Here is a 12,931-nt window from a genome sequence, read left to right as displayed (position 1 = left end):
TCATAAGCTATATTGTTGAAGTTAACACTCTGTTATTCTTGTAAATACAAAGTTAACTAAAATGATATAGCTTATTTCTTGCCTATCTAACTGGAATCTCCTTTTTCAAACATAGGAACTATTTTTATCGTGAAATTAAATCATAAGCTCTTTTTCCTGCATTTTCCAGAATTTCAGATTCTCCATCAACTTTTTTATCTTCCATCAACACTTTACCGTCACAAATCAATGTATCAACGCAATTTCCATTTGCAGAATAAACCAAGTTTGATATAAAATTAAAATTCGGAGTAAAAGCCGGCGTATTCAAATCAACCAAAGCTATATCCGCTAATGCTCCTTCTGCTATACATCCAGCATCTACATTCAAGATAGACGCTCCAGTCTTAGTTGCGGATTCAAACATTTCTTCTGCAGATAGAACAACCGGATTTTCTCGCCATCCTTTGCCAAGTAGCGCTGTTAGTTTCATCACCTCAATCATATCCAAATTATTTGACGAGGCACAGCCATCTGTCCCAAATCCTACACGGATAGCGTATTTCTTCATTTCATCATATAGGAAACGAATACCCGATCCTAATTTCATATTTGATGCAGGGTTATGAACCACACTTACGCCATAATCGGCAAGTAATCTCAATTCTTCATCATCTACATAGACACCATGAGCTATTACAAGATTTGGTGATAATACGCCTAATTTATGTAGATAACGAACAGGAGAGCAACCAAACTGTTTTATAGAATCCTCAACTTCGCCTTTCGTTTCCGAAAGATGGAGGTGAACAAGAATATTATTGGCTGAGGCAAATTGATGCGCCCATTTCAGGAGTTCTCCTGAAACGGTATAAATGGCATGTGGCCCGATAGCGTAACGTAGTCGGTCGCTATATTGCCCCATTGAAGCCAACAAAGCCTCACTTTCACGTTTGCACTTTTCTGTCAGATGTGGTTTAAAGTGATCAAAACAAGTTCCTGCCAACGTTGCTCTAAGTCCCATATCCTGAACAGCCGTAGCTGTAGCATGAAAGCCGTGATACATATCAAAGAACGTTGTCGTTCCCGTCTTAATCATCTCCAGACAAGCTAATTTGGCTCCCCAATAAATATCGTCTTCTGTCAATTTTGCTTCATTCGGCCAGATTCGATCTTCTAACCAAGGCCTCAAAGGCATATCATCCCCAAATCCACGAAATAAAGTCATTGCCGCATGCGTATGGCAATTCACAAATCCGGGAATAACCGCTTTTCTTTTTCCGTCAATTATTTTATCTGCCGGTTTATGTATTTCCTTCGCAATTTCTACAATCCGATTTCCTTCGATATAGATATCAGTCGGTTTACTATTCCATTCTACGTCTTTTATAAGTATGCTCATCTGTCAGGAAAACTTAGCTTTCATGTTTTTAATTTTCTCTTCTTGTATTTTCTTTAGCAATGCCGAACGCTTGGAACGCTTCACTGCAGCAAAGGAGTAACTTTCTTTCACTTCGACTATTCCAAGTTCATCCTTCGCCAAACCACCTTTCTGAAATAGAAATCCAACTACATCTTTTTTACTTAGTTTATCTCTTTTCCCTCTATTTATCGTCAAAGTAACCCAATCAGAGGGTATTGGTGTTTTTACTTTTTCCGGAAGGAAAAATTCATCTGGCACAGGTGATATATACTCAGGGATAAACTCTTTGTCGTTTAAAATCAGATAAGCGTCACCCTCAGCATGCATACGTGCCGTACGACCGTTTCTATGAATAAATGATTCTTCATTTATGGGTGGATGATAATGGATCACGTTCTTCACTTCGGGAATATCCAACCCACGTGCAGCAAGGTCTGTAGAAATCAGAACAGTTGTAGAACCATTACGGAACTTAGCTAATGTTCTTTCCCGGTCTAACTGCTCCATTCCGCCATGAAAACTTTCATTATCCACGTTTTTTTCTGTCAGATAATTACTGACTCTCTCTACAGCTTCACGTAAATTACAGAAAACTAAAGCCGATCCTCCTTTTAGTTCCCCGAGTAAGGCATAAAGTGTATCCAATTTATCCGGAACAGGAGATTTCACAATGTGTATAGATAATCCCTTATTTTTTTTCTCTTCCGTTAAAAAGGATAATTTTACGGGAGACTGAATTCGGACAAATTCGGGAATACTGATAGCAGATGTTGCAGAAGTCAACACTCTCCTGCGCACACTCGGCAAGTGGGCTAATATTTCTTTCATTTCCGTGGTAAAGCCCAACTCAAGTATTTTATCAAATTCATCAAGGATCAACGTTTTCACATTATCCAAATCAATATTCCCGCGTTCCAGATGATCTAAAATACGGCCGGGAGTACCGATCAGAACAGCCGGAGCATGTTCCAGACTTTTCTTTTCTGTACGTATCGGATGCCCACCATAGCAACAATTAATTTTGTAACCTGCACCTAACGAGCGAAACACTGTTTCTATCTGAAGGGCAAGTTCCCGTGAAGGAGCTATGATCAGGGCTTGTATTGTATCAATATCGCGCGACAAGGTTGTCAGCAATGGAAGTAAAAATGCTAACGTCTTTCCGGAACCTGTCGGACTAAGCAATAACATATCTTTTGATGTACCGGCTGCAATAACAGCTTCCTGCATCTCGTTAAGCGTCTCAATCCCCGCGTTTTTCAACGCGAGGGAGACTACTTCTTTTTCTATCATATATTATTTGTATTCTCTATAAAATTCTGCAACTGATTCAATCCCTTTATAAAAGAAATCCAAACGACAACTTTCATTCGGCGAATGTATCGCATTTTGTTCTAACCCGAATCCCATCAGAACGGTCTTGATACCCAAGACTTGTTCAAACGTGGAGATAATCGGAATACTACCTCCGCGACGTACAGCCAATGGTTTCACACCAAAAGCAATCCCGACAGCTTTTTCGGCAGCCTGATACGCAAGTAAATCAATCGGACAAACATAACCTTGACCACCGTGCTTAGGGGTGACTTTTACCTTCACATAGTCCGGAGCTATATTTGCAATATATTGTTCAAACATCTTAGATATCTTTGTATGATCCTGATGTGGAACTAATCTGCAGGAAACCTTGGCATAGGCTTTAGACGGAAGTACGGTTTTGCTTCCTTCACCCGTATAACCTCCCCAAATTCCACATATATCAAAACAAGGACGACAACTATTTCGTTCAAGCGTAGAATAACCTTTCTCTCCAAATAAAGCATTTACATCAATCGCTTTTTTGTACTTTTCTTCATCAAATGGGATTTGTGCCATCATTTGACGTTCTTTGGCTGACAGTTCTTCTACGTCATCATAAAAACCCGGAATAGTTATACGTCCATCGGCATCTGTTATTCCTGCCATCATTTTGCATAACACAGTTATCGGATTGGCAACGGCCCCACCGAAATGTCCTGAATGCAAATCTCTGTTAGGACCGGTCACTTCAATTTCCCAATAGGCCAAACCGCGAAGGCCGGTTGTCAACGAAGGCGTTTCGGCATTTATCATACTGGTATCTGAAACTAAAATCACGTCCGCTTTCAACAAATCCTTATGTTTTCTACAGAAACCCTCCAAACTGGGAGAACCGATCTCTTCTTCTCCTTCAAAAATAAACTTCACATTACAGCGTAATAAGTCTTCTTTCAAAGCCGTTTCAAAGCCTTTTACCTGAATCATGCCCTGCCCTTTATCATCGTCTGCTCCACGCGCCCAGATTCGCCCATCACGAATCTCAGCTTTGAAAGGATCACTTTTCCATAAATCAAGTGGTTCTGCCGGCATTACATCATAGTGTGCATAAACCAAGACAGTAGGAGCATCTTCTGCGTAAAACTTTTCACCATAAACTACGGGGTTTCCTTCCGTAGGCATAACAACCGCCTTGTCGGCACCCGATGATAATAGAATCTCTGTCCATTTCTCCGCACAGGCAAGCATATCAGGCTTATGTTCCTGTTTTGCGCTAATGGAGGGTATTTGTATTAAAGAGAATAACTCTTCCAGAAAACGTTCTTTGTTCGATTCAATAAATGACTTTACAGACATAATATATAATTTTGTGTTTCTACTAATTATTTATAACAGATCGGAAGCCAACTCCGACAACTGACTACGTTCTCCCTTCAGTAGGTTTACGTGCGCAAAAATATCCTGTCCCTTCATTTTATCTACCATATAAGCCAGACCATTACTTTGCGCGTCTAAATACGGAGAGTCAATCTGTTGTACGTCACCCGTAAAGATCATCTTAGTACCTTCTCCGGCACGAGTAATAATTGTTTTGATTTCATGAGGGGTAAGATTCTGCGCCTCATCTACGATACAGAATGTCTCCGAAAGACTTCGTCCGCGAATAAACGCTAATGCTTCGATCACCAATTGATTACTCTTTTGCATATCATCAATCCGTTTAACCTCCGGCCCGTTTGGAGAGAATTGCGCTTTGATCACGTTCAGGTTATCAAACAGCGGTTGCATATAAGGAGCTACTTTTTGTTTTTCATCCCCCGGCAAAAAACCAATATCTTTATTTGCTAACGACACAATCGGACGTGCCAATAATATCTGTTTGTATATATCCACTTGTTTCAGAGCGGAAGCTAAGGCCAACAACGTCTTACCTGTTCCGGCTTTCCCTGTGATACCAACTAATTTTATTTCGGGGTCATTCAATACTTCAAAAGCAAAACTTTGTTCGGCGTTACGAGGTTGAATGCCATAATTTATACCTTTTTCGACTTTCTTCACTTTACCGGTAAACGGATTATAGCGGGCAAGCACTGAATTACGTATGCTTTTAAGGACAAAGCAATCGTTGGGTTTCAGCAAATTCTTAAAATCAAACTCGTCCACATCAATACCTTCCGGCTTACTGTAAATCGTATCTATCAAATCCGGATTAATATCTTCATAGGTCTCATGTGCTTTCTCAAACAGATCCACATTAATCACCTTATCGGTTATATAATCCTCCACAAGAATACCCAATGAACGAGCTTTCATACGCAGATTTACATCTTTTGTCACCAGAATAGTCTGCATCTTGGGTTTCTTTTCGGCAATAGAGAGCGCACAGGATAATATCCTGTGATCCGGGGTGCGTTCAGGAAAAGAAAGAGCTATTTTTTCCTGGTATTTATCACCGGTCACAACATAAAGATTTCCCATACCTATACCTAAAGAGACACCTTTAAGAAACAGGTCATTGCTTGTCAACGCATCAAGTTCACGGACAAATTCACGTGCATTATAATTAATCTGATCACTACCTTTTTTAAACTTATCCAATTCTTCCAAAACTACTATAGGAAGATAGATATCGTTATCCTGAAAGTTTTCAATACACTTGTAATCATGAAGAATAACATTCGTATCCAGCACAAAATTTTTCTTTCCCATAACTTTCTTGTTTTACGTTTGTGCTACTAATATAGTAAGATTTCCGGCATTCTTTTTATGAAGATTTATTAATTATCGTTTTTGACCACAATCATATAAACGAGACAAAAAAAGCGACACTCATATGAGGTCGCTTTAAAGCTCTATTTAAGCCAAACTTTATTTATCTTAATCTGTCAAGAGAACGAACCAAGGCTTCGTCTGCTCCGATATTCCGTATAGCAAGATAATTCAACACGATACATACTGCAGGAAATGAAGCCGCAAACTTCAGGCTATAAGAAAAATCACTTAATTCACCTTTAAACAGATAAATTAAGTAAGCAAATAAGCCGTAAAAACCCAACAATAGAATCGTATTAAAAATCGTCAACCGTATTTGAAGCAATCTCTTTTTAAACAGGAAGATGGTAGTCATAGCAACAGCCAGAATAACAACCACCAACACAAATAATCCCCTTACAGGATATATTAATTCTTTTTCTCCTAAGAGAGTATTCAACCCGAATACATCAAATGAATAAAGAGTATTTCCGGATTGAACAACTGCCAAAGGGAAAAAAACTACGATAAGCATTAAGATAGCTACCAGTAGCAAATAAACCGTTTGAATTCTTTGTAACATATTTGAGAATGATCAAAGAATTAATTAGAAATTATTTTTATCCTTTGCCGGATTTCTATAATACACCTTTCCCTCTTCGTACTCCTGAGTCGCAATCAGAGTTGATTTAGGCAATTTTTCATAGTAACGGGAAATTTCAATCTGTTCACGGTTTTCAAAAACCTCTTCCAGATTATCATTGTATGAAGCAAATTCCTGAAGTTTCTTTTCAAGGTCTTGTTTCATTTCAACAGACAGTTGATTTGCTCTTTTAGCAATGATCATCACCGTTTCATATACATTACCGGTATCTTCCGACAATCTCATCATATCACGGGTGACTGTATTTACAGGAGCATTTGATTTTCTGTAGTCCATATATTCTTTAGTTAATTAAAATTCTGCTTATAGATCAATATATATTCGTTATACGCTTATTCGCATATTCAAAGAAACGTTCTGCCTGGCGAACATATTTGCCCTCAGGATATTCATTTATATAATTGTAATATTCATCAACCACTTCGCGATACCGTCCCTGTAACTTTTCTTCCACACTTACGCGAGCCAACTCATATTTACTTTGCATTACCAGATAAAAGAATTCCTCTCTATATTTAGAGTAAGGGTAATTTTTCAGTGCATTCTGCGAAGTTATCACAGATGATTGATAGTTATTCCCCATATAAGTTCCAAGATTAAAATACAGTTTGGCTGCCAATAACTCCTTATAAGCCAACTTTTCCTGTAGCTCGAATAGTATATTCTGGGCTTCTTCTGCATGCTCGCTTTGAGGATAATATTCCAAATACAGCTGCAGCTGATTAATCGCTTCGTAAGTTTGTTTCTGATCCAAACGGGGATCCGGAGAGTCTAAGTACAATCCATATCCGGAATAATAACGGGCTAACTCCGTAAATTCTCCTTTCGGATAATTCGTATAATAGGTATTAAAATATTGTGAAGCCGTTACATAATCCTTCTGGCCATAATAACTCTGAGCCAAAAGGTACAACGATTCTTCCGCATTTCCAGTACCCTTGAAAATAGTCACCAGCTCTTCCAGAAGAGTAGCAGATTTGGTGTATTGTTTCGCATTGAAGTACTTCTTAGCATACGAATACTTCAACTCATAATCTGTGCTCTTCAGTATCTTATTATACTCTCCGCAAGAGGAAAATAAGACAATCATCATCGTCAAAAAAAATACTACCTTTTTCATGTATATACTTTTAGCCTGCAAAATTAATGATTCCTAAGCAGATTAGAAAACACTAAACGTTAATATTTACAACTTATAGAGATCGTTCGAGGCAAGCAGAACTAATTTATTCGCTTTAAGCACTTCCACACATCGTTCCAGATTATCCGGACGGATTATGATATTGGCATCCTCTCCCTGCGAGAAAGCATACATATACTCTACAAAAATCTCAGAAGCTGTAATTATTTCCATAACCTTGGCAAGGGAACCGGGTACATTCGGACAGCGAAGGCAGACTACATCAGTCACGCTCACCGCGTAACGTTCTTCTTTCAATATTTCTATCGCTTTATCCACATCAGACACAATCAGTCTTAATATGCCGAAATCCGAATTTTCGGCAACCGTAAATGCTGTCAGGTTAATATCGGCCTGTCCGAGTATTTTGGCGACTTCAGTAAACCTACCTCGTTTATTTTCCAGAAAAACAGACAATTGTTTGATTAACATATCTCCTCCTTTTTTATTGGGATTTAAACTAATTTGCGATTATCGATCACTCTTTTCGCTTTCCCCATACTGCGTTCTATACTTCTGGGTTCTACTAATTTCACATCCGGTTGCAGCCCGATAACACTTTGCATACGAGACGTGATTTTCTTTTTCAGATTGATCATTTTGGTCATCTCGTCAGAATAAAATTCAGCTCTTACTTCTACTTGTATTTGTAACGTATCCGTATTATTCACCCTATCCACCAGAATCAAATAATGAGGTTCAAACTCCGGCAATTCCAAAATTACAGATTCAACCTGAGACGGGAATACATTTACCCCACGAATAATCAACATATCATCACTACGCCCTAAAATACGCGACATACGTACCGATGTTCTTCCGCAAGCACATTTTTCATAATTAAGCGAAGTTAGGTCACGCGTACGATACCGAATCATCGGCATCCCCTCCTTAGTTATCGTCGTAAAAACCAATTCTCCCTGTTGTCCGGGTTCAACCGGCTGCAACGTCACCGGATCAACAATTTCAGGAAAGAAATGATCCTCCCAAAGATGCGTTCCATTCTGACATTCACACTCCCCTCCTACTCCCGGACCAATAATTTCAGTCAATCCATAGATATCATAGGCTTTAATACCCAATGATTCTTCAATCTCTTTACGCATATTCTCCGTCCACGGTTCAGCGCCAAAAACACCGATTTTCAGTTTAAAATCTTCACGGGGAATTCCCGAATCTTTTATTGTTTCACCTAAAAACAACGCATAAGAAGGTGTACAAGCTAATGCTTTAGAACCGAAATCATGCATCAATTGAATCTGTTTTTGCGTATTACCACTACTCATAGGAATCACGGTTCCACCGATATTTTCCACACCGCCATGCAGTCCTAAACCACCGGTAAACAACCCATAACCATACGCCACCTGTACCATATCCTGTTTGGTAACGCCAACAGCAGTAAGACAACGTGCCACAACCTCACTCCATATAGACAAATCCTTGCGCGTATAGCCAACCACAATCGGCTTTCCTGTAGTTCCCGAAGAAGCATGCAGACGAACAATCTCAGACATCGGAGTAGCCATCAGATCAAACGGATAATTATCCCTCAAATCCTGTTTCACGGTAAACGGAAGTTTCACAATATCATCAATTGTCACTATATCATCAGGAGTCACTCCCATTTCCTGCATCTTCCTTCTGTAAAAAGGCGTATTATGATACACACGCTCCACCACCCTTTTGAGACGGATGCCCTGTAACTTCCGCATCTCGTCCCGATCCATGCACTCAATCGTTTCGTTCCAAATCATCGTATTAGTTTGTTATTTTATTATAGTTAGCAATCTAAAGAGCCCGCAAAATAACAACTTTTTCCGACACGGCAGTTCTAAATGAGAAAAATCATATTCAAGGGCAAACAAAATAAGGTTACATCAGTTTCACAACTAATGTAACCTATCTATTTGACCAAACTATTTGGTTCATGATACACGTTCCACAATAAAACGTATCAGTAGCAAGCAGCGTAAAGAATCGTTCGAGGAATATCAGCAAATATTTCTCTCTGTTCCAACCCTCGAAGATCGCAAACCTGTATTTATCAGTCGTGAAGTTCGAGACAGTCTGGATGAAATCGTCCGTAAGTTGGGTGGACGAAGAATGAGCGTATCGGGCTTTATTGAGAACCTAGCTCGTCATCATTTGGATATTTATCGGGATGACGTGGAGCTATGGAAGAAGCTCTAAGATATGGGTTCTATTCATTGTAAAGTAAGTCTGTATAGTGTAACTACTTAGCTTTTCGAATGGAACATAAATGTTCATTTTAGCGGAGCGAGGTTATGTTTTGATTGCATCAAAACCCTCGCTTTGGCTTACCAGCCAAAGAAGAAACCGCTCCCGATGGTCGCAGTTTTTTAAGAATAACGATCTGTAAACTATATCGTCATTGAATCAGGACAATCAAGATAAACGAAAAGGAGGACGCCCTAAGAAGAGCCCCGTTACTCGTAAAGACAAGACCATTGCGGTCTGTTTTTCCGAGCCGGAGTTCTATGCTATTCGCCATCGGGCAGCCAAAGCCAATCTTTCGCTTAGTGTCTATTGTCACGATGCGATTCTGAACGGTGAAATAAAAGAACCGCTGAAAAAAGAAGAACTGGATACACTTCGAAGCCTCTCCAATATGGGAAATAATCTGAATCAGTTAGTAAAAACCATCAAGTTTTTAAGTCTAAAACGGCTCGAAAACAGGGCTGTTCCATTACTCGAGTCGATCCAAAATATAATAAATAAGCTCTCGGATGATTGGAAAAATAGTAAAAGGAAGAAGCTTTAAGGGATGTATTTCATATGTTTTGGCTGATAAAGATGCTAATATTTTAGCGAGTGAAGGTGTCTTGGAAACTGATGTTAAATCCATTATCAACAGCTTTTATATGCAAAGTTTGCTCAATCCGAACGTCTCGAAATGTGTGGGACATATTCCGTTGGCATTCTCTCCTGATGACAAAGAACGAATGACAGACCACTTCATGGAACGTTTGGCAAAAGAGTATATGAAGTTGATGGGAATAGAGAACACACAATACATCATTGTTCGGCACAATAATACGAGTCATCCGCATTGTCATATTGTATTCAACAGAATAGATAACGATGGCAAGACTATTACTGACAGAAATGACCAATACCGTAACGAAAAGGTCTGCAAGCAGCTAAAGGATAAATACAATCTGACTTATGGGCAAGGAAAAGACAGAGTGAATGTTCAGAAACTAAAGGGAGCTGAGCAGACCAAATATGAGATCTACCATGCGGTAAAAGAGACTCTTCCTAAAGCTAAGAATTGGAAGTACTTTGAAGAAGTCCTCAAACAAAAAGATGTATCCATAGAGTACAAGCGTAAAGTGCAGACTAATGAAATACAGGGAATTTCGTTCAAGAAAGGAGAGCATTCATTCAAAGGTTCGGAAATAGACAGGAAGTTTAACTATTCCAAACTGGATGCACAGTTAACTGAGAACAGCTATTCTCAGGAACAGCAACAATATGAACAACAGCAAGTAACCATACCTAAAAAGGCAAGAGCAAGCTTGATAGAAAATGCTGTATCAGGAGTAGCCGATGCGATATCAAGCATAGGCGGTTTGTTTGATATTCAGCCATCTAATTACGATATGAATGAAGCAGAGGCTTTACCCAGAAAGAAGAAAAAGAAGCCGATAAAGCGTAAGGGTATCAGAAGATAAAACGGAAAATAACAACTTAAAAAATAGAAAATATGGCACAGTCAGTATCAAACGATGCACTTTGGGAGAAACTCTCGGAGGTAGATAAGAAATTAGAAAAGCTCTCCGAGATGCAAGAAACATCTAATTTAGACAATGAACAGACAATTACTAAGTCGGATTTTCAGAAAGAAAAAGACGAGATCCTCTCCAAATTAGAGAGATACATTCAAGGGCTTGGAACACACTGTGATTCTCATTTCAAAGTTATTCATAAAAATATTGAGCAGTTAGAAAAGGATACGGTAGGAGTATATAATATACTGTCTTGTATGTCAGCTATACTGAAAGAACCTCAAGAGCCGTCTGCAAGAAATTCAGATGATAAAAAGTCCTATTTGAATTTCAAATTATTCAAACTACGGAAATCGTCTTTGGTGATTGCTATACTCGGCATATTGGTATTTATTATGACATTATTTTGTATGAAGCAGCAGAATGATTATGTACTGTTGTTGGATGAGTATTATAGGCAAAGCATAGAATCTATAGGTACAGGTGGGGGGCGCTAACCTAGAAAATCAACCCGAAGGGAAATCGTATGTGTATTTTAAAGGTGGCGGTACGGCAACATTAAGCGGTAATGTAAAAACACGAAATTATAAACGAATTGGTGACGATTGGGTAATAGTAAAGGATATATGAAAGAAGATTCACATATCCTTAATTAGCAAATTTGAGAAACAGTTTCTATTATAAGTATAGTCCTGAAACTCGAATAAATATCATTGCTGATAGGTTGTTTGGTTTTAATTTTAGATGGTCTTTTAACCTTATATCATCTATTTTTGCATGATAATATGTATTGTACGCATTGTAATTCGTAATTCCTCCGCCTAATGCAAATCTTGTCTTTTTACCATTTTGCTTATAGTCATAAAAAAGACTTAGTTGGATGCTAAAGGCAGGATTGAATTGAGTATAAACCATTTTGTTTTTACTTTTCTCTTCCATACGGTTTCCACCCAAATCGTATATTCTTTTATCCACAGATGCCACGTTAAATGGTATGGGTTCAAATAAAAAATTGAAGTCCGACATTAATCCAAAATCTTTAAATGTTGGAGTCACAAGTTTAAGCCCTAAAACACCAGATAAGTTTATAATATTATTGTCGTTCAGATTATAACTCACATTTTTTTCTTTAGGAGAATCAAACATCAGGTCTATTCGGGAGTGACTAAAAAATCCTCCAATAGAATATCCCACATACGAATTTATCCAATAATTGTATTTAGCCCCTAAGTTAAAAGACAGACTTTCGTTTAAATCCGAATTAATTAAGCCCCCCTCAATTTCAAATCCTTTTTTACTCTGTGAATATATTGGAGATAGAGAGAGAACAAAGCCACAGATTACTAAGACAGTAATAAATAAAAATCTCATATTGCCATTTTATTAAAGTTGGAAAACAAAGTAACTATTTTTTTCTGACTCATATATTAGTTACTTTTCCTTATTTGTTTCGTTCAAAACGCAAATACTTTTTATCTTATAAAAGAATACACCAAAATGAACCAGTGATTAACAAGGGCAAATATAGAGGCTATTTTTTGCTCGGTTATTCTTGAAAAACGGCCGTAATTTCGGCCGATTCTCCTTTTTAAAGTTTTTTTATCATATACGATTCCGAGACTGTAGTAATATCAAAAAAACAAAGGCTCCCACAAGCAAAAAGTTGAAGAGCCTCAGGAATCAGAAAGATTGGTAAAGATGTACTGCTTTAATTCTGCCAACGGATATACAAATTTACCCCCTTAAATTGGTTTTTTTTTGGATCAGTCCGAAACCCCGGTTGTTATTACACTTGGATTATGTCGTTTTTAATGGGATTATCTCGATAGGTTAAAACAAATCGTGGACAGCAAATATAAAAAAGTGAAATAAAAAAAACAAAATAA

Annotated in this window: 13 protein-coding genes and 1 pseudogene; 4 read left to right on the top strand and 10 right to left on the bottom strand. The window is 38.2% G+C overall.

Annotated features, from left to right (window positions below):
* Nucleotides 1-124: 124 nt before the first annotated feature.
* From PHT93_RS14060 to PHT93_RS14020, 9 genes are all read right to left on the bottom strand, one after another.
* Nucleotides 125-1,381 (bottom strand): amidohydrolase, encoded by a 1,257-nt coding sequence (locus tag PHT93_RS14060; protein WP_300244168.1) that lies wholly within the window; start codon nt 1,379-1,381, stop codon nt 125-127.
* A 3-nt stretch (nt 1,382-1,384) separates the two neighbouring features.
* On the bottom strand, nt 1,385-2,695 hold the full coding sequence (locus PHT93_RS14055) for a DEAD/DEAH box helicase (RefSeq protein ID WP_300244166.1): 1,311 nt from the start codon (nt 2,693-2,695) through the stop codon (nt 1,385-1,387).
* 3 nt (nt 2,696-2,698) lie between these two features.
* On the bottom strand, nt 2,699-4,054 hold the full coding sequence (locus tag PHT93_RS14050; RefSeq protein ID WP_300244163.1) for a dipeptidase: 1,356 nt from the start codon (nt 4,052-4,054) through the stop codon (nt 2,699-2,701).
* A gap of 30 nt (nt 4,055-4,084) precedes the next feature.
* Nucleotides 4,085-5,407 carry a PhoH family protein gene (locus tag PHT93_RS14045; protein WP_300244160.1) on the bottom strand — a complete coding sequence of 441 codons (1,323 nt, stop codon included), beginning with the start codon at nt 5,405-5,407 and terminating at the stop codon, nt 4,085-4,087.
* A gap of 163 nt (nt 5,408-5,570) precedes the next feature.
* Nucleotides 5,571-6,032: a DUF4293 domain-containing protein gene (locus tag PHT93_RS14040; protein WP_300244158.1), complete on the bottom strand. Its 462-nt coding sequence runs from the start codon at nt 6,030-6,032 to the stop codon at nt 5,571-5,573.
* Between the two features lie 24 nt (nt 6,033-6,056).
* Entirely contained in the window at nt 6,057-6,389 is a 333-nt protein-coding gene (locus PHT93_RS14035) for a DNA-directed RNA polymerase subunit omega (protein WP_300244155.1), read from the bottom strand.
* Between the two features lie 34 nt (nt 6,390-6,423).
* Nucleotides 6,424-7,233 (bottom strand): outer membrane protein assembly factor BamD, encoded by an 810-nt coding sequence (gene bamD / locus PHT93_RS14030; RefSeq protein WP_300244153.1) that lies wholly within the window; start codon nt 7,231-7,233, stop codon nt 6,424-6,426.
* Nucleotides 7,234-7,299: 66 nt separating this feature from the next.
* On the bottom strand, nt 7,300-7,725 hold the full coding sequence (locus PHT93_RS14025) for an amino acid-binding protein (RefSeq protein ID WP_300244151.1): 426 nt from the start codon (nt 7,723-7,725) through the stop codon (nt 7,300-7,302).
* 23 nt (nt 7,726-7,748) lie between these two features.
* Nucleotides 7,749-9,050, bottom strand: a complete 1,302-nt coding sequence (locus PHT93_RS14020; RefSeq protein ID WP_300244149.1) for a phenylacetate--CoA ligase — start codon at nt 9,048-9,050, stop codon at nt 7,749-7,751.
* Between the two features lie 193 nt (nt 9,051-9,243).
* Between PHT93_RS14020 and PHT93_RS14015 the strand changes: the two are divergent.
* The 4 genes and pseudogenes from PHT93_RS14015 to PHT93_RS14000 form a co-directional block, all read left to right on the top strand.
* Nucleotides 9,244-9,486: pseudogene (locus tag PHT93_RS14015) on the top strand (DUF3408 domain-containing protein); the annotation flags it as partial.
* A gap of 202 nt (nt 9,487-9,688) precedes the next feature.
* Entirely contained in the window at nt 9,689-10,078 is a 390-nt protein-coding gene (locus tag PHT93_RS14010; RefSeq protein ID WP_300244147.1) for a hypothetical protein, read from the top strand.
* A complete protein-coding gene (locus tag PHT93_RS14005) occupies nt 10,044-10,991 on the top strand; it encodes a relaxase/mobilization nuclease domain-containing protein (RefSeq protein WP_300244145.1) in 948 nt (315 codons plus the stop codon). The genes PHT93_RS14010 and PHT93_RS14005 overlap by 35 nt, the downstream gene beginning before the upstream one ends.
* A gap of 32 nt (nt 10,992-11,023) precedes the next feature.
* Complete coding sequence (locus tag PHT93_RS14000) at nt 11,024-11,542, top strand: hypothetical protein (RefSeq protein ID WP_300244143.1); 519 nt, start codon at nt 11,024-11,026, stop codon at nt 11,540-11,542.
* A 181-nt stretch (nt 11,543-11,723) separates the two neighbouring features.
* On the opposite strand, the gene PHT93_RS13995 is transcribed toward PHT93_RS14000, so the two are convergent.
* Nucleotides 11,724-12,416: a hypothetical protein gene (locus PHT93_RS13995; protein WP_300244141.1), complete on the bottom strand. Its 693-nt coding sequence runs from the start codon at nt 12,414-12,416 to the stop codon at nt 11,724-11,726.
* Nucleotides 12,417-12,931: the final 515 nt, after the last annotated feature.

The organism is Massilibacteroides sp. (genome assembly GCF_028705895.1).
Classification (GTDB): domain Bacteria; phylum Bacteroidota; class Bacteroidia; order Bacteroidales; family Tannerellaceae; genus Massilibacteroides.
The sequence above is the reverse complement of the archived record's forward strand: the minus strand, read 5'-3'. Positions and strand labels throughout refer to the sequence as shown.